The organism is Mesorhizobium sp. B264B1B (assembly GCF_020165765.1).
Classification (GTDB): domain Bacteria; phylum Pseudomonadota; class Alphaproteobacteria; order Rhizobiales; family Rhizobiaceae; genus Mesorhizobium.
On the sequence record NZ_JAIUIS010000001.1, the window covers coordinates 707,211 to 723,112 of the forward strand.

Here is a 15,902-nt window from a genome sequence, read left to right on the forward strand (position 1 = left end):
TGCTGGTTTTCCCGCGCGGGAACCCGCCACCAAGGCAAAACGACGATGACGCCTTGAGGTTCCGACAGAGGCTGTTGACGCCGGCAATTCATGCAAATGGAAATAGCCGCAGAGGCTTGCCGCTTAGCTGGTTTCTGTCACTCGCTTCATCAGCGCCATGGCGCCGAAGGGCGCGCGCACCTTGCCCTCGGTGATGAAGTAGACGAACACGTCGCGCGGTTGCACCGGCGCGTCGGTAGCAGGGTCGGCGCGCCGCAAATCGGCCGGCTGCTTGCCTTCCGCCCAGACCTTGGCCCGCGCCGCCCATTCATCGAGGCCTTTTGGCGTGTAGCAGTCGGGATTGTCATCCGAGCCGGTCTGCAGCCGCGCATAGATGAAATCGCCGGTGATATCGGCGATATCAGGATATTTTGCGTGATCGGCATAGACGATGGCCGCCTTGTATTTGCGCGCGAGCGCCGGGAATTCCGGCACGATGAAACTGTCGTTGCGAACTTCAAGCGCGTGGCGCAACGCGACACCGTCTTGGCTTTCCGGCAACAACTTCAGAAAAGCCTCGAAATCGTCGGGATCGAATTTCTTTGTCGGCGCGAACTGCCAAAGGATCGGCCCAAGCTTATCGCCGAGCGCGGCGACGCCGGAGCCAAGGAAACGCATCATCGATTCACCGGCTTCGCCCAGCACGCGGCGGTTGGTGACGAAGCGGTTGCCCTTCAGCGAGTAGACGAAACCGTCGGGGGCCTCATTGGCCCATTTGACGAAGGTCGGTTCCTTGAAGCTGGAATAGTAGGTGCCGTTGACCTCGATGCTCGGTACCTGCCGGCTGGCGTATTGCAACTGCTTGGCCTTGGGGAGTTTTTCCGGGTAGAAGGACGTGTCCCACGGCTCGAAGGTCCAGCCGCCCATGCCGGCGCGGATTGTTCCCGATTTGCTCATTGTCGTCCTCCCGTTTCAGAAATCTGGCCGCGTTCAGAAAAATCAGGCCGCCGTGACCTCGTCGACCGGCTTGGCCATGTCGACGAGCACCCATCCTGGCCGGTAGGGATTGGGCCGACGACTCGTTTCGCGATAGCCGTAGGCCAAATAGAGCGCGATGTTGCGCTCCATTTTCGCATTGGTGTAGAGACGCACCTCCGGCACGCCCCACAGACGCGCCTGCTGATCCGCATGTTTCAACAATGCGATGCCGAAGCCCTTGCCCTGAAATCCTGGCGCCACCGCGACGGAGAAGATCATCGCGTGGTCTTCGTGCCGCTCCTGGACGATCAGCCCGGCCAGGTCATCGCCGCTCTCCAGCAGCCAGACCTCGCCGCGCGCGATGCGCGGTGCATAGTCTTCCGTGACCGGGATCGGCGGCCCGCCCAACAGCGCGGTGTAGGACGCGTAGGCATCCGTGGTCAGAGTCATGACGGCGGTGACATCCGGGGCGAGGGCTTTCCTGATCTTCATTTCGAGGATTCCCAACGCCAGCCCGCTATCACTCCGCCGCTTCGCGCTTGCCTCCGGGGCGTCGCTCCAGCAATTCCTTGAGGAATTGGCCGGTGTAGCTGCGTTTTTCGCGCACGATCGCTTCCGGCGTGCCGGAGGCGACCAGCTCGCCGCCGCCATCGCCACCCTCGGGGCCGAGGTCGAGCACCCAGTCGGCGGTCTTGATCACTTCGAGATTGTGCTCGATGACCACCACCGTGTTTCCCTGGTCGACCAGTTCGTGCAGCACTTCCAGCAGCTTGGCGACATCGTGGAAGTGCAGGCCAGTGGTCGGCTCGTCCAGGATATAGAGCGTCTTGCCGGTCGCCTTGCGCGACAGCTCCTTGGCGAGTTTTATCCGCTGCGCCTCGCCGCCCGACAGCGTCGTCGCCTGCTGGCCGATATGGATGTAGCCGAGGCCGACCTGCTTCAGCGTGTCGAGCTTGTCGCGCACGCCGGGCACGGCGGCGAAAAAATCGACGCCTTCCTCGACCGTCATGTCGAGCACGTCGGCGATCGACTTGCCCTTGAACAGCACGTCGAGCGTCTCTCTGTTATAGCGCTTGCCGTGGCAGACGTCGCAGGTGACGTAGACGTCGGGCAGGAAGTGCATCTCGATCTTGATAACGCCGTCGCCCTGGCAGGCCTCGCAGCGGCCGCCCTTGACGTTGAAGGAGAAGCGGCCCGGCTGGTAGCCGCGCGCCTTGGCCTCGGGCAGGCCCGCGAACCAATCGCGGATCGGCGTGAAGGCGCCGGTATAGGTGGCGGGGTTGGAGCGCGGGGTCCGTCCGATCGGCGACTGATCGATGTCGATGACCTTGTCGAGGAACTCCAAGCCCTCGATGCGGTCGTGCTCGGCCGGATGCTCGCGCGAGCCCATGATGCGGCGCGAGGCCGCCTTGAAAAGCGTTTCGATCAGGAAGGTCGATTTGCCGCCGCCCGATACGCCGGTGACGGCGGTGAAGGTGCCGAGCGGAATTTCGGCGGTGACGTTCTTCAGATTGTTGCCGCGCGCGCCGACGACTTTCAGGCGGCGGTTCTTCTTCGCCTCGCGGCGAACCGCTGGTGTCGCCACTTCGAGCTCGCCCGAAAGGTATTTGCCGGTGATCGAATTCGGGTTGGCCATCACCTGCTGAGGCGTGCCCTGGGCAATGATTTCGCCGCCATGGATGCCGGCGGCCGGGCCGATGTCGACGACGTAGTCGGCATGCAGGATGGCGTCCTCGTCATGCTCGACCACGATGACCGTGTTGCCGATGTCGCGCAGGTGCTTCAGCGTGTCGAGCAGGCGCGCATTATCGCGCTGGTGCAGGCCGATCGACGGTTCGTCCAGCACGTAGAGCACGCCGGTGAGGCCGGAGCCGATCTGCGATGCCAGCCGGATGCGCTGGCTCTCGCCGCCCGACAGCGTGCCGGAATTGCGCGACAAAGTGAGATAATCGAGGCCGACGTCGTTGAGGAAGCGCAGCCGCTCGCGGATTTCCTTGAGCACGCGCACGGCGATCTCGTTCTGCTTGTCGTTGAGCTGCGCCGGCAGGTCGGTGAACCACTGGTCGGCCTTGCGGATCGACTGTTCGGTCACTTCGCCGATGTGCTTGCCGGCGATCTTCACTGCCAGCGCTTCCGGCTTCAGCCTGTAGCCACGACAGGCCGGGCAGGGGGTGGCCGACATGAAGCGCTCGATTTCCTCGCGCATCCAGGCGGATTCGGTCTCTTTCCAGCGCCGCTCGAGGTTGGGGATGACGCCCTCGAAGGTCTTGGTCGTTTTGTAGGAGCGCAGGCCGTCATCATACTGGAAGGTGATCTCGCGCTCGCCTGTGCCGCGCAGGATGGCTTCCTGGGCTTCCCCGGTCAAATCCTTGAACTTGTCGCCGAGCTTGAAGCCGTAAGCCTTGCCGAGAGCCTCCAGCGTCTGCACGTAGTAGGGTGAAGTCGATTTCGCCCATGGGCTGACGGCGCCGTCGCGCAGCGAGACGTTCTCGTCGGGGACGACCAGATTGGGATCGATGGCGCGCTGGCTGCCCAGCCCGTCGCAGGTCGGGCAGGCGCCGAACGGGTTGTTGAACGAGAACAGCCTGGGCTCGATCTCGGGAATGGTGAAGCCGGAGACCGGACAGGCGAATTTTTCCGAGAACAGGATGCGCTCATGCGTCTCGTTCTTCGATTTGTTGACCGAATCCTCGCCCGTCTGACTGGCATCGAGCGGCTTGTCGGCGAACTCCGCTACCGCCAGCCCCTCCGCGAGCTTCAGCGCGGTCTCCATGGAATCGGCAAGGCGCGTTGCGAGGTCGCCGCGCACGACGATGCGGTCCACGACCACGTCGATGTCGTGCTTGTATTTCTTGTCGAGTGGCGGCACATCAGCGATCTCATAGAAGACGCCGTCGACCTTGACGCGCTGAAATCCCTTTTTCTGCAGCTCGAGCAATTCCTTGCGGTACTCGCCTTTGCGGCCGCGCACGATCGGCGCCAGGATGAACAGGCGCGTGCCTTCCTCGACCGCCAGCACGCGATCGACCATCTGCGACACCGTCTGGCTCTCGATCGGCAGTCCGGTGGCGGGCGAATAGGGTACGCCGACACGCGCGAACAGAAGCCGCATGTAGTCGTATATCTCGGTGACGGTGCCGACCGTCGAGCGCGGGTTCTTCGAAGTGGTCTTCTGCTCGATGGAGATGGCCGGCGAAAGGCCGTCGATCTGGTCGACATCCGGCTTCTGCATCATTTCGAGGAATTGCCGCGCATAGGCCGACAGGCTCTCGACATAGCGGCGCTGGCCTTCGGCATAGATGGTGTCGAAGGCAAGCGACGATTTGCCGGAGCCCGACAGGCCCGTCATGACGATCAGGCTGTCACGCGGCAGGTCGAGATCGACATTCTTCAGATTGTGTTCGCGCGCCCCGCGAATGGAAAGATATTTATGGTCGGCCATTGCCGGTCGCCGCCTCAGATCTGGAATTTGTGGGATCGGCGGGTTTTCCCCGGCCGTCCCCTATGTAGGTATTTTTGCCGCCGCGTCGAGAGACGCCACAATTCTCGACCAAGTCGTTTAACCGTCTTTCGCACGAACGGGCAAGCGGAAAGAACAAAGACCGAACACGCTCCTGACAAAAGCGGTGGAGCAGGCGGCGTGGTTCCCATCAGGGGATATGTCGCTCGATCACATTTTTTCCGATCGGACATCGAGCGGTTGACGTCCCTGGCTGAGGGGAGCAGACTCCACACGTCAATGAAGCCGGCTGTCTTTCGATGGCCTCGCCGCCCAAAGGCGGTCTGCGAGACGCCGCGGGCTATTGCGATCAGTGCTTCTGACGACGATTGTCGCAATGGACACAGGAGTGGAGCATGACGCCACCGGACAGTCCCTTGAGGCTCCAGCAGTGACTGGAGCCGCGGCAGGCATGAATGCCAGGGAGACGCGAGCGCCTTCCGACGTGACCCTGCCGGATGCACCAAAATCAGAGACTACTGGTCGGATCGTCGGCTGAACGCCGCGAAGCATCCGAAATCTAAAGTCGGTAAAACATTCCCGGCGAAAGATTGGATTATAGATCCAGAAAAGCCCCGTCCGTTTGCTAAAAGCACGGCGGGGCTGCTCTTTTGAGGGAACGCGCAGGTACTGACGGCCCGCGACATGTCGGCTACCGCGGCGGTTTGATCCCGCCGGCGCCGACATCGACCGTGATGCTGCCGGAAATCCTGACATCGGTATCGCCGATCTTGAACTGGCCGTTTCCGTTGGCGGGGAAGGCGTCATCGGGTTCGGGCTGCGGGGCCGGCTTGGCGATGCGATAATCGCCAGCCACACCGGGCAGGCTGCCTTTCTGGCTGTCGTCGGCAAAGGCGCCGCCGGCCAGCATGAGCGCACCGGCGACGGCGGTGACGGCAAGGCGCCGAGGTCGGAATGAGCGGCTGTCGATCATCTGCCGGTTATAGCGTCGCCCCGTCGAGGTGGCCAGACCGGCGGTCATCAAATCGCCGGACGGCGGACCGTCGCTCAATTCATCGTGCTTGTGCCGGTCACGCCGCCTTTTTGCGGGTATCGTAGACATGATCGACGAGACCCCATGCCTTCGCTTCCTCGGCGGTCATGAAATAGTCCCGGGGGGGGGTGCGCTCGACCTCTTCATAAGTGCGGCCGCAATGGCGCGCATAGAGCTCGGTCATCTGCCGCTTGGTGCGCAGGATGCCTTCGGCGTGACGCTGGATGTCCGATGCCTGACCCTGGAAGCCGCCCAGCGGCTGGTGCAGGACGAGGCTGGCGTTGGGCAGCGCGATGCGCCGTCCCGGCGTGCCCGCCATCAGCAGGAACGAAGCCATCGAGGCGGCAAAGCCCATGCACACCGTCGACACCGGACAACTGACATATTGCATGGTGTCGTAGATGGCGAAGCCGCTGGTCACCACGCCGCCAGGCGAGTTGATGTAAAGCGAGATCTCCTTGTCGGGATTATCCGATTCCAGCGACAGAAGCTGGGCGCAGACCAGCGCCGACATGCCGTCGTTGATCTCGCCGTTGATAAAGACGATGCGCTCGCGCAGCAGCCGCGAGAAAATGTCGAAGGCGCGCTCGCCGCGGCTCGACTGCTCGATCACCATCGGCACCAGATTGGCAAAACCGGTCATCGTCTCTCTCCGTTTTTCATGTGTCGGCCACTCAAGCGGCGCGCTGCAGAAGGCAAAATGAATTGGCTGCGGGGCGGCGGCCGGAGGCACGCGCAGCGAATGAAAGCCGGCAGCCGGCGCCTGCCATGGTCACCATGGGCCTGGCGGCGGATGTCGCCGCACGGGCAAAGCCTTCATGTATAATATGCAGATGCGTGCCGCCCGAAACGGTGCGGGCGAGCGTGAAGGTGACGATGCTGTCGAGCGGGTTCCGTTCCTCGTCGGGCCGCGGCTGTTGCCGCCAGGAATAGCGAAGCCTTTTTCCGGGCTCGGCATCGAGGATCTCGCATTCGATCGGCGCATCCGGCCCGGCAAAGGCGAAATTGCTGCCGATCTCAGGATTGATGTCGTTGGGCATCATCCAGGCCGCAAGCAATTCGGGCACGGTCAGCGCCCGCCATACCTTTTCCGGCGGCTCGGGGAGATCGCACTCGAACTCGATCGCGTCGGGGGCGGTCCGCGCAGGGCTTTCGTCGGTCACTGGTGCGTGCGTCATTGGTCCATGTCCTTGAGAACCGTCCTTAGTTTTTCGATGCGCTCGGGCCAGAAGGTCCGGTAGCGTTCGATCCAGCCAAGCAACGGGTCGAGCCCTTGCGGATCGGCGCGGTAATAGGCGTTGCGGCCCGCCCGCCGCTCGACCACCAAGCCTGCGCTGCGCAGCACCGCCAGGTGCTGCGACACAGCCGGCTGCGACACCGTCATGCCGGTGCGCAGCTGCGACACCGTCATCTCGCTGGTGGCGAGGCGTTCATAGACGGCGCGTCGGGTGGGGTCGGCCAGCGCCCGGAAAATCTCCGCTTCGATCATGGCGAAAGCATAAGTCGATACTTATCGGTTTGGCAAGCGATGTTTTACGGCCCATATGAAGGGAAGCTGGCGGCTCCGGCATTACTGCCATTCCTTGACAATGAGCGGCGATGCATATAGGAACGAAAAGAGAACAAAAACCTTGTGGGAAAAGGCAGCCACAGCAGGCAACGGGTGTGCGCAACCTGTAAGGTGCTGCGACAAAAATTTGTTTCGGACGAGCGCGGAGAAGTATCATGGCGGGTAGCGTCAACAAGGTCATTCTGGTCGGCAATCTCGGAGCGGATCCGGAGATCCGCCGCCTGAATTCGGGCGAGCCGGTCGTCAACATCCGCATCGCAACATCGGAAAGCTGGCGCGACAAGAATTCCGGCGAGCGCAAGGAAAAGACCGAGTGGCACAATGTCGTCATCTTCAATGAGGGCATCGCCAAGGTTGCCGAGCAGTATCTGAAGAAGGGCATGAAGGTTTATGTCGAGGGCCAGTTGCAGACACGCAAATGGCAAGACCAGACCGGTGCCGACAAATACACGACGGAAGTCGTGCTGCAGAGATTCCGCGGCGAGCTGCAGATGCTGGACGCGCGCGGCCAGGGTGAGGGCGGCCAGGTCGGGGGTTATTCCGGCGGCGGCAGCCGTGGTTCCGATTTCGGCCAGTCCGGCCCGAACGAAGGCTTCAATCGTGGCGGCGGTGCTCCCAAGGGCGGCGGCGGCTCGTCGCGCGAGCTGGACGACGAAATTCCGTTCTGAGCATCGACACGGCGTGACGGGCATTTGAGGAGAGGGCGCGATGTCGCTCGGACCGCTCCTATCGGCACGTCCTCCGATCCCATGGCATGCGCTCGCGGCCTTTGCCGCGCTGGCGATAGGCGGCGTGCAGCTGGCGCTGCCGAAAGGCACGCTGCGCCACCGCGCGATGGGCTATCTCTGGGCGGCGCTGATGCTGGCCGTCGCCATCTCGAGTTTCTGGATCCAGCAGATACGGCTCATTGGCCCTTTCAGCCCGATCCATCTCTTGTCGATCCTGGTGCTGGTCACGGTGCCGCTGGCGGTCTGGCATGCACGCAATCACCGCGTCGCCAAGCACCGCAAGGCGATGATTGCGTTGTATATCTTTGCACTGGTGGGTGCCGGTGTCTTTACGCTGGTGCCCGGCAGAATCATGCACGACGTGGTCTTCGGCGTCGCGCAAGCCAGACCGTGATCCCGAGTGGAAGGAATATCAGTTGAAAGCACGCATCAAATGGGTCGAGGAACGCACCTTCGTCGGCGAGTCCGGCACAGGCCATAAGGTCGTACTGGGGACCGCGTTCGGCCCTGAAGGGAGAACGCCGGGGCCGAGCCCGATGGAACTGGTGCTGATCGGCACCGGCGGCTGCTCGGCCTATGATGTCGTCCATATCCTCGAAAAGGGGCGCGAAGCGGTCGAAGATTGTATTGTTGAACTCGACGCCGACCGGGCCGAGACGGACCCCCGGGTATTCACCCGCATCCATATGCACTTCGTGGTCAAGGGCAGGGCGCTGTCGTCCGACAAGGTGAAGCGGGCGATCGATCTCTCGATCGAAAAATACTGTTCGGCTTCGGCCATGATGGCCAAGACTGCCACCATTACCCACGATTTCGAAATTATCGACACGACGGCAAAATAAGCGGCCTATGAGGCCATCAGCGCCTTGATGCCGTCCGCCACGAACTGCACGGCAAGTGCCGCCAGGATGACGCCGAGCAGGCGAGTCAGGATCGAGCGGCCGGTCTGGCCGAGGATGCGGTCGATGCGCTCCGACAGCACGAACACCAGATAGGTGATGGCGAGGCAGACGAAGATGATGCCGACCAGTGCCGCCTGGGCGCCAAAACCCTGAAACGAGCCGGAGAGCAACACAGTCGCCGAAATCGCGCCGGGGCCGGCGATCAGCGGGATCGCCAGCGGGAAAGCGGCGATGTTGTGGATCATGTCCTTGGTGATGGCGACGTCGCCGATCTTCTCCTTGCGGTCTTGCCGGCGCTCGAACACCATTTCGAAAGCGATGAAGAACAGAAGGAACCCGCCGGCGACGCGGAATGCCGGCAGCGTGATGCCGAACACCGACAGGATCGACGCGCCGGCAACCGCGAACAGCGCCATCACAAGGAAGCCGATGACCGAAGCGCGGACCGAGACCTGCTGGCGCTCCTCGCGGTTCATGCCGCGCGTTATCGCCAGAAACAGCGGCGCCAGCCCCGGCGGGTCGATGGTCACCAGAATGGTGACGAAGGCGTTGAACAGGCTGTCGAAGCTCGGCATTTCTCACCCCTCCCGCCGGGCCGAGCCCGCATTCCGACATTGGTAGAGCAAAGCAGGGACGGAGGAAACCGGCCGGGAAGAGACGGTTCGCGAACTCTGCGAAGGCCTGGCAGAGGGGAGGCGAAGGAAGCCGCGGATATTTTTGAGCTTACGTCGCGGGGCTTGCCTGATCAGGTACGGTCAGAGCGCCGCGCCAGGAATTCCACTTCGAGCCGCCATGTCGCGCCATTGTCGTGCGAGCGCTCGCCGAGCCAGCGGAAGGAATTTTCCGTGATCCGTGAAAAGCTCCAACGTACGGAGGAACCGGTGCCGTCGGCGCCCACTTGGACAATCGTTTCGCCCTCGGCGCGGCCGAGTTGGCGGCTGTAGTATTGGTTTCGGGGATCGCTCCAAAAGATATGCCAGGCGTTTGCGCCGGGATCGTAGACGCGCAAGGTCGTGCCATAAAAGGTCCATTTGCCGAGAGAAGGCGAGGGGCCGACATCGCGCGCGGGCAGGATCCAGACGTCCTGGATCGCGCGGCCTTCCAGCACCCAGCCGAAATGCACCTCGCCGCGTCCGGTCAGCACGGTGCCGTCCTCGAGATGACGGCTGGCATCGAAAGTCCAGGCGCCGACGAAGCGGCCGTAGAGATCCAAATTCTCGGCAAAGCCGGGGGCTGGCCCGTCGCTGTGCAGGGCTTCGGTAAAAGTGGGCTGGTTGGTCATGGCTGGTGCCTTCATGCTGTCAGGAGACCGCAAGCGATAGGCCGGGGCAGGGTTCTGCGCTTGGGAAAAATTGCTATCTTTCAGGCTATGACGACGAGCGACAGGATCATTGCCTCGGGGCCAGGCTGGCAGGTGTCGGACGTGGTGTGCACGGCCGGCGCCGGCGACCGGCCGTTCGAGGAGGAGCACCGGACATTCTGCGTCGCCGCGGTGACCAGCGGCACCTTCCGCTATCGCGCCAGCCAGGGTACCGCGATGCTCGCGCCAGGCGCGGTGCTGCTTGGCAATCCCGGCACATGCTACGAATGCGGCCACGAGCACGGCGCCGGCGACCGCTGCCTCTCCTTTCATTTCAGTCCAGCCTATATGGAACGGATCGTGGAGGGCGTACCGGGCGCCAGGACGTTGGCTTTCGAGACGCCGCGCTTGCCGCCCCTGCCGGCGCTGATGCCGCTGCTGGCCGAAGCGGAGGCCGCGCGCGATGTGGGCGAAACCGCTGCTTTCGAGGAACTCGGCTTGCGCATTGCCGGGGCGGTGGTCGCCGCGAGTTCAGGGCCCACCAAGGTGGCGCGGACACCCAGCCGCCGCGACCAGAAACGGGTCGCAGAGGCGGTTCGGCGTATCGAGATCGATGCCGACCGGCCACTTTCGCTGGCCGTGCTGGCCCGGGAGACGGCGACCAGTCCGTATCATTTCCTGCGCACATTCCGGCAGGTTGCCGGCATGACGCCTTACCGGTTTCTGCTGAGGATCAGGCTGCACCGGGCGGCGCTGCGGCTTTGCGCTTCGGACGAGGCTATCTCGACCGTCGCCTTCGAGGCCGGCTTCGGGGACTTGTCGACCTTCAATCGCCGCTTCCGGCGCGAAATGGGGGAGACACCCGGTGGCTATCGCGCCCGCCGCGCGGGCCGCCGCTGACACGAGATGGCGGGCCTGTGCGTCGACGGCTCCGAAAAGATCTCGGCCATATCGTCGCAATCACCGGTATCCTTTTGAAATCACCGCCAAAATCGACACTGGAAAAGTGCCGTCGACATTGGAGTTTCGGCCGCTCTTCCTATATATACGGCAAGTGATTCCTGTTTAGATTGTGATCCGATTTGACCGACCAAAAAACACCGCGCGGCGCCGACGGCGGCCCCACCGGCATCGAGCCGATTTCGATCATCGAGGAGATGCAGCGCTCTTATCTCGATTACGCCATGAGCGTGATCGTCAGCCGCGCGCTGCCCGACGTGCGCGACGGCCTGAAGCCGGTGCATCGCCGCATTCTCTTCGCCGCGCATGAGAGCGGCTATCACTGGAACCGCAAATATGTGAAGTCGGCGCGCCCGGTCGCCGACGTGATGGGTAAATACCATCCGCATGGCGACGCCTCTATCTATGACGCCCTGGTGCGCATGGCGCAGGACTGGTCGCTGCGCGTGCCGCTCATCGACGGGCAAGGCAATTTCGGCTCGATCGACGGCGATCCGCCGGCGGCCATGCGCTACACCGAGTCGCGGCTGACCAAGGTCGCGCATGAACTGCTGGAGGATATCGACAAGGATACGGTCGATTTCCAGGACACTTACGATGCTTCCGGCAGCGAGCCGAAGGTCCTGCCGGCGCGCTTTCCCAATCTGCTGGTCAATGGCTCGGGCGGCATCGCCGTCGGTATGGCCACCAACATCCCGCCGCACAATCTGGGCGAAGTCTGCAACGCCGCGATCGCGATCATTGACAATCCGGCCATCGACCTGCCGGCGCTGATGGAAATCATTCCGGGGCCGGATTTCCCGACCGGCGGCATCGTGCTCGGCCGCTCCGGCATCTACAGCGCCTATTCGACCGGCCGCGGCTCCATCGTCATGCGCGGGAAGGTCAACATCGAGGCCCGCGGCAATGACCGCGAATCGATCATCATCACCGAGGTTCCCTACCAGGTGAACAAATCGTCGATGATCGAGAAGATGGCCGAACTGGTGCGCGACAAGCGCATCGAGGGCATTTCCGACATTCGCGACGAGAGCGACCGCCAGGGCTATCGGGTCGTCGTCGAGCTGAAGCGCGACGCCGTGGCCGACGTCATCCTCAACCAGCTCTATCGCTTCACGCCGCTGCAAACCTCTTTCGGCGCCAACATGGTGGCGCTGAATGGCGGCAAGCCCGAACTGCTGACGCTGACCGATATGCTGAGGGCATTCGTGTCCTTCCGCGAGGAGGTGGTTACCCGGCGCACGAAGTTCCTGCTGCGCAAGGCGCGCGACCGGGCCCACGTGCTGGTCGGCCTCGCAATCGCCGTCGCCAACATCGATGAAGTGATAAAGCTGATCCGCACCGCGCCGGACCCGCAGACGGCGCGCGAGCAGTTGATGGAGCGGCGCTGGCCGTCCGGCGACGTCGAATCTCTGATCCTCCTGATCGACGACCCGCGCCACCGCATCAACGAGGACGGCACCTACAATCTGTCCGAGGAACAGGCGCGCGCGATCCTGGAGTTGCGCCTGCAGCGCCTGACGGCTCTCGGCCGCGACGAAATCGCCGACGAGTTGAACACGATCGGCGCCGAGATCGTCGACTATCTCGATATCCTTTCGTCCCGCGCCCGCGTCCAGCAGATCGTCAAGGACGAGCTCGCGGCCGTGCGCGACGAATTCGGCACGCCGCGCCGCACCGAGCTGAGCGAAGGCGGCGCGGACATGGAAGACGAGGACCTGATCCAGCGCGAGGACATGGTCGTGACGGTGAGCCATTCCGGCTACATCAAGCGCGTGCCATTGTCGCTCTACCGGGCGCAACGCCGCGGCGGCAAGGGTCGCTCGGGCATGTCGACCAAGGAAGAGGATTTCGTCACCCGCCTGTTCGTGGCCAATACGCACACGCCGGTGCTGTTCTTCTCCTCGCGCGGCATCGTCTATAAGGAGAAGGTCTGGCGCCTGCCGATCGGGAATCCGCAGTCGCGCGGCAAGGCGTTGATCAACATGCTGCCGCTGGAGCAGGGCGAGCGCATCACCACCATCATGCCGCTGCCGGAGGATGAGACGAGCTGGGGCGAGCTCGACGTGATGTTCGCCACCACGCGCGGCACGGTGCGCCGCAACAAGCTTTCCGACTTCGTCCAGGTCAACCGCAACGGCAAGATCGCCATGAAGCTGGAGGAGGAGGGCGACGAGATCCTCGGCGTCGAGACCTGCACCGACAATGACGACGTGCTTCTGACCGCCAGCTCCGGCCAGTGCATCCGCTTTTCCGTCGGCGATGTGCGCGTCTTCCAGAGCCGCAACTCGGTCGGCGTGCGCGGCATCGCCATGGCCGAAACCGATCGCGTCATTTCGATGGCTGTCATCGAGCATGTCGATGCGCCGCCGGCCGAACGCGCCGCCTATCTGAAGCGCGTGGTGGCCGAACGGCGCCTGGCCGCTGGCATCCCGGCAGGTGAGGAGGAAGAGATCGCGTTGACCAACGAAGAGGTCGGCGAGGAGGCGGAGCTGTCGGACGAGCGCTATGAGTTCCTCAAGGCGCATGAGCAGTTCGTGCTGACGGTGACGGAATACGGCTACGGCAAGCGCTCATCGTCCTATGATTTCCGTCTGACCGGACGCGGCGGCAAGGGCATTCGGGCCACCGACGTGTCGAAGACGGCTGAGATCGGCAGGCTGGTGGCAACCTTCCCGGTCGGCAATGACGACCAGATCATGCTGGTGTCCGACGGCGGTACCGTTATCCGGGTGCCGGTCAATGGCATCCGCTTCGCCAGCCGCGCCACCAAGGGCGTGACCATTTTCAACACGGCGGAAGGCGAGAAGGTGGTTTCGGTCGAGCGGATTTCCGAGCCGCAATCGGACGAGGAAGAAATCGTCGAGGTTGGTGCCGAGATCGATCCGGCGGCCGATGCCGGCCTGGATGATGCGCAATAAGTCTGGCTTGGACAGACATGGCAACGCCGGCCAATCGGCCGGCGCGTCGCAACAAATTCAGGCTAACTCAATAGTGACGGTGAGGCTTGCGGGGCCCGAACCCTTCGAAGCGTTTGGCGTTGGTCTTGATGCGGACGCGCTGGGCCTCCTGATGCAGCCCGAATACAGTGGCGATCAGCATGGCGACGGTCATTGCAGTGGCGAGCATGTAGATCAGCATGTGCGTGTTCTCCTGCGCTCTACAACGCTTACATGGGACTTTGGTTTCATCTTCTTAAAGGGGCAAGGTAGTGAACGCTGCGTGAAGCGTTCGTGATCGGCGCATTCATCTGTCGTTCATCCCTGCAAAAAGGTTCAAGGGGATCGCATCAATGAGATTTGCCTTCCGTCCGCGCGCCCGTTAGAAGCACCGGCATGACCGAGCGCATCGCCCTTTATGCCGGCTCCTTCGACCCGTTGACCAACGGCCATCTCGACGTGCTGAAGGCGTCGCTGGCCGTGGCGGACATCGTCTATGCGGCGATCGGTATCCATCCCGGCAAGAAGCCGCTGTTTTCCTTCGAGGAGCGGGTCGAACTCATCGAGGCCGCGACCAAGGCCGAATTCGGCCGCGACGGCACACGCATCAAGGTGGTCGCCTTCGACGGGCTGGTCATCGATGCGGCCAGGAAACAGGGAGCCTCGATCATGATCCGCGGCCTGCGCGACGGCACCGATCTCGACTACGAGATGCAGATGGCCGGCATGAACGAAACGATGGCGCCTGAGCTGCAAACGGTTTTTCTGCCCGCCAGCCCCTCGGTTAGAACCATTACCGCCACACTTGTCCGCCAGATTGCCTCGATGGGCGGCGACATCCGCCCCTTCGTGCCGGCCGCGGTCGCCGGTGCGCTCACCGCTAAATTCGCAAAATAGGTTTCTCGGAGAAGACCATGCAGCTGAAAAAGCTCGCCTCGTTCCTCGTCGTGCTTGCCGGTCTCGTGACCGCATCGGTCTCAGCCTATGCCGCCGACCCGGAAAACACCATGATCATAACGTTGAAGGACGGCGACGTGACCATTGCACTGCGTCCCGATCTCGCGCCCAAGCATGTCGCGCAGATCAAGAAGCTGGTGCGCGAGCATGCCTATGACAACGTCGCCTTCCACCGCGTCATCGACGGCTTCATGGCGCAGACAGGCGACGTCAAATTCGGCAACATGAACAAGGGCTTCAACGCCCAGGCTGTCGGTACCGGCGGCTCCGACCTGCCGGACCTGCCGGCGGAATTCTCGCAGACCGAGCACTACAAGCGCGGCGTGGTCGGCATGGCACGCTCGCAGGATCCGAACTCGGCAAACTCGCAGTTCTTTATCATGTTCGCGCCGGCGCCGCCGCTCGACGGCCAGTACACCATCGTGGGCAATGTCGTCAGCGGCATGGAACTCGTGGACCACATCAAGAAGGGCGACGAGGCCGACAACGGCACGGTCACCGATCCCGACCGGATGATCAAGGTGCGCATCGCCGCCGACAAATAGTTCTGTTTTTTGAAAAGGATATCAGACATGGCCGACATCAAGGATCGCGAAAACGCGCTCATCATGGAAACGACCAAGGGCAAGGTCGTCATCGAAATGCTTCCCGACCTGGCGCCCGGCCATGTCGCCCGCATCAAGGAACTGGCCCGCGAAGGCGCCTATGACGGCGTGGTCTTCCACCGCGTCATCGAGGGCTTCATGGCGCAGACCGGCGACGTCAAGTTCGGCAATTCGAGCAAGCCCTCTTTCGCGCCTTCTCGCGCTGGCATGGGCGGTTCCGACAAGCCGGATCTCAAGGCCGAATTCTCCAATGCCAACCACAGCCGCGGCACCTGCTCGATGGCGCGCTCGCAGAATCCGAACTCGGCCAATTCGCAGTTCTTCATCTGCTTCGACGATGCAGCCTTCCTCAATCGCCAGTACACGGTCTGGGGCCAGGTCATCGAAGGCATGGACAATGTCGACAAGATCAAGCGCGGCGAGCCGGTGCAGGATCCCGACAAGATCGTGTCGCTGAAGGTCGCGGCCGACGTCAAGTAAGGCGGCAGGAC

18 protein-coding genes are annotated in these 15,902 nt (G+C 62.8%); 8 read left to right on the plus strand and 10 right to left on the minus strand.

All coding sequences use genetic code 11. From position 1 onward, the window contains the following. Nucleotides 1–123: 123 nt before the first annotated feature. From LB547_RS03405 to LB547_RS03435, 7 genes are all read right to left on the minus strand, one after another. Entirely contained in the window at nt 124–936 is an 813-nt protein-coding gene (locus LB547_RS03405) for a DUF72 domain-containing protein (RefSeq protein WP_140515303.1), read from the minus strand. A gap of 42 nt (nt 937–978) precedes the next feature. After that, nucleotides 979–1,449 (minus strand): GNAT family N-acetyltransferase, encoded by a 471-nt coding sequence (locus LB547_RS03410; protein WP_140515304.1) that lies wholly within the window; start codon nt 1,447–1,449, stop codon nt 979–981. A gap of 28 nt (nt 1,450–1,477) precedes the next feature. Then, the gene (gene uvrA, locus LB547_RS03415) at nt 1,478–4,399 is read right to left on the minus strand and encodes an excinuclease ABC subunit UvrA (RefSeq protein WP_140515305.1); all 2,922 of its coding nucleotides are present in this window, start codon (nt 4,397–4,399) and stop codon (nt 1,478–1,480) included. Between the two features lie 709 nt (nt 4,400–5,108). Further along, nucleotides 5,109–5,390, minus strand: coding sequence for a hypothetical protein (locus LB547_RS03420; RefSeq protein ID WP_140564719.1), 282 nt, complete (start codon nt 5,388–5,390; stop codon nt 5,109–5,111). 97 nt (nt 5,391–5,487) lie between these two features. After that, entirely contained in the window at nt 5,488–6,093 is a 606-nt protein-coding gene (locus LB547_RS03425) for an ATP-dependent Clp protease proteolytic subunit (protein WP_224656155.1), read from the minus strand. 31 nt (nt 6,094–6,124) lie between these two features. Continuing rightward, nucleotides 6,125–6,628, minus strand: coding sequence for an SRPBCC family protein (locus LB547_RS03430; protein ID WP_140761798.1), 504 nt, complete (start codon nt 6,626–6,628; stop codon nt 6,125–6,127). Further along, on the minus strand, nt 6,625–6,939 hold the full coding sequence (locus LB547_RS03435) for an ArsR/SmtB family transcription factor (protein ID WP_140656346.1): 315 nt from the start codon (nt 6,937–6,939) through the stop codon (nt 6,625–6,627). The genes LB547_RS03430 and LB547_RS03435 overlap by 4 nt, the downstream gene beginning before the upstream one ends. 236 nt (nt 6,940–7,175) lie before the next feature. Between LB547_RS03435 and LB547_RS03440 the strand changes: the two genes are divergently transcribed. From LB547_RS03440 to LB547_RS03450, 3 genes are read left to right on the plus strand one after another with little or no spacing between them, the layout of a single operon-like run. After that, a complete protein-coding gene (locus LB547_RS03440; RefSeq protein ID WP_140498840.1) occupies nt 7,176–7,688 on the plus strand; it encodes a single-stranded DNA-binding protein in 513 nt (170 codons plus the stop codon). Between the two features lie 40 nt (nt 7,689–7,728). Continuing rightward, nucleotides 7,729–8,142, plus strand: a complete 414-nt coding sequence (locus LB547_RS03445; protein WP_140633176.1) for a DUF2306 domain-containing protein — start codon at nt 7,729–7,731, stop codon at nt 8,140–8,142. A 22-nt stretch (nt 8,143–8,164) separates the two neighbouring features. Beyond that, entirely contained in the window at nt 8,165–8,590 is a 426-nt protein-coding gene (locus LB547_RS03450) for an OsmC family protein (protein WP_140633179.1), read from the plus strand. A 5-nt stretch (nt 8,591–8,595) separates the two neighbouring features. On the opposite strand, the gene LB547_RS03455 is transcribed toward LB547_RS03450, so the two are convergent. Both LB547_RS03455 and LB547_RS03460 read right to left on the minus strand, forming a co-directional pair. Beyond that, nucleotides 8,596–9,225 (minus strand): MarC family protein, encoded by a 630-nt coding sequence (locus LB547_RS03455; RefSeq protein WP_140498833.1) that lies wholly within the window; start codon nt 9,223–9,225, stop codon nt 8,596–8,598. Nucleotides 9,226–9,395: 170 nt separating this feature from the next. Then, entirely contained in the window at nt 9,396–9,932 is a 537-nt protein-coding gene (locus tag LB547_RS03460) for a hypothetical protein (RefSeq protein ID WP_140761794.1), read from the minus strand. A gap of 87 nt (nt 9,933–10,019) precedes the next feature. On the opposite strand from LB547_RS03460, the gene LB547_RS03465 reads away from it, so the two are divergent. Further along, a complete protein-coding gene (locus LB547_RS03465) occupies nt 10,020–10,850 on the plus strand; it encodes a helix-turn-helix transcriptional regulator (RefSeq protein WP_140761920.1) in 831 nt (276 codons plus the stop codon). A gap of 182 nt (nt 10,851–11,032) precedes the next feature. Then, complete coding sequence (gene gyrA / locus LB547_RS03470) at nt 11,033–13,831, plus strand: DNA gyrase subunit A (RefSeq protein WP_140557758.1); 2,799 nt, start codon at nt 11,033–11,035, stop codon at nt 13,829–13,831. 67 nt (nt 13,832–13,898) lie between these two features. On the opposite strand, the gene LB547_RS03475 is transcribed toward gyrA, so the two are convergent. Continuing rightward, nucleotides 13,899–14,051 (minus strand): hypothetical protein, encoded by a 153-nt coding sequence (locus tag LB547_RS03475; protein ID WP_140498827.1) that lies wholly within the window; start codon nt 14,049–14,051, stop codon nt 13,899–13,901. A gap of 194 nt (nt 14,052–14,245) precedes the next feature. On the opposite strand from LB547_RS03475, the gene coaD reads away from it, so the two are divergent. The 3 genes from coaD (at nt 14,246) to LB547_RS03490 (ending at nt 15,891) form a co-directional block, all read left to right on the plus strand. Continuing rightward, nucleotides 14,246–14,746 (plus strand): pantetheine-phosphate adenylyltransferase, encoded by a 501-nt coding sequence (gene coaD, locus LB547_RS03480; protein WP_140498825.1) that lies wholly within the window; start codon nt 14,246–14,248, stop codon nt 14,744–14,746. Between the two features lie 110 nt (nt 14,747–14,856). Beyond that, nucleotides 14,857–15,351, plus strand: coding sequence for a peptidylprolyl isomerase (locus tag LB547_RS03485; protein WP_224518951.1), 495 nt, complete (start codon nt 14,857–14,859; stop codon nt 15,349–15,351). A gap of 27 nt (nt 15,352–15,378) precedes the next feature. Beyond that, a complete protein-coding gene (locus tag LB547_RS03490) occupies nt 15,379–15,891 on the plus strand; it encodes a peptidylprolyl isomerase (protein ID WP_140498821.1) in 513 nt (170 codons plus the stop codon). Nucleotides 15,892–15,902: the final 11 nt, after the last annotated feature.

Coding starts and splice junctions, on each gene's coding strand:
- LB547_RS03405 (WP_140515303.1), bottom strand. CDS start 936: ATGAGCAAATCGGGAACAATCCGCGCCGGCATGGGCGGCTGGACCTTC.
- LB547_RS03410 (WP_140515304.1), bottom strand. CDS start 1,449: ATGAAGATCAGGAAAGCCCTCGCCCCGGATGTCACCGCCGTCATGACT.
- uvrA (WP_140515305.1), bottom strand. CDS start 4,399: ATGGCCGACCATAAATATCTTTCCATTCGCGGGGCGCGCGAACACAAT.
- LB547_RS03420 (WP_140564719.1), bottom strand. CDS start 5,390: ATGATCGACAGCCGCTCATTCCGACCTCGGCGCCTTGCCGTCACCGCC.
- LB547_RS03425 (WP_224656155.1), bottom strand. CDS start 6,093: ATGACCGGTTTTGCCAATCTGGTGCCGATGGTGATCGAGCAGTCGAGC.
- LB547_RS03430 (WP_140761798.1), bottom strand. CDS start 6,628: ATGACGCACGCACCAGTGACCGACGAAAGCCCTGCGCGGACCGCCCCC.
- LB547_RS03435 (WP_140656346.1), bottom strand. CDS start 6,939: ATGATCGAAGCGGAGATTTTCCGGGCGCTGGCCGACCCCACCCGACGC.
- LB547_RS03440 (WP_140498840.1), top strand. CDS start 7,176: ATGGCGGGTAGCGTCAACAAGGTCATTCTGGTCGGCAATCTCGGAGCG.
- LB547_RS03445 (WP_140633176.1), top strand. CDS start 7,729: ATGTCGCTCGGACCGCTCCTATCGGCACGTCCTCCGATCCCATGGCAT.
- LB547_RS03455 (WP_140498833.1), bottom strand. CDS start 9,225: ATGCCGAGCTTCGACAGCCTGTTCAACGCCTTCGTCACCATTCTGGTG.
- LB547_RS03460 (WP_140761794.1), bottom strand. CDS start 9,932: ATGACCAACCAGCCCACTTTTACCGAAGCCCTGCACAGCGACGGGCCA.
- LB547_RS03465 (WP_140761920.1), top strand. CDS start 10,020: ATGACGACGAGCGACAGGATCATTGCCTCGGGGCCAGGCTGGCAGGTG.
- LB547_RS03475 (WP_140498827.1), bottom strand. CDS start 14,051: ATGCTGATCTACATGCTCGCCACTGCAATGACCGTCGCCATGCTGATC.
- coaD (WP_140498825.1), top strand. CDS start 14,246: ATGACCGAGCGCATCGCCCTTTATGCCGGCTCCTTCGACCCGTTGACC.
- LB547_RS03485 (WP_224518951.1), top strand. CDS start 14,857: ATGATCATAACGTTGAAGGACGGCGACGTGACCATTGCACTGCGTCCC.
- LB547_RS03490 (WP_140498821.1), top strand. CDS start 15,379: ATGGCCGACATCAAGGATCGCGAAAACGCGCTCATCATGGAAACGACC.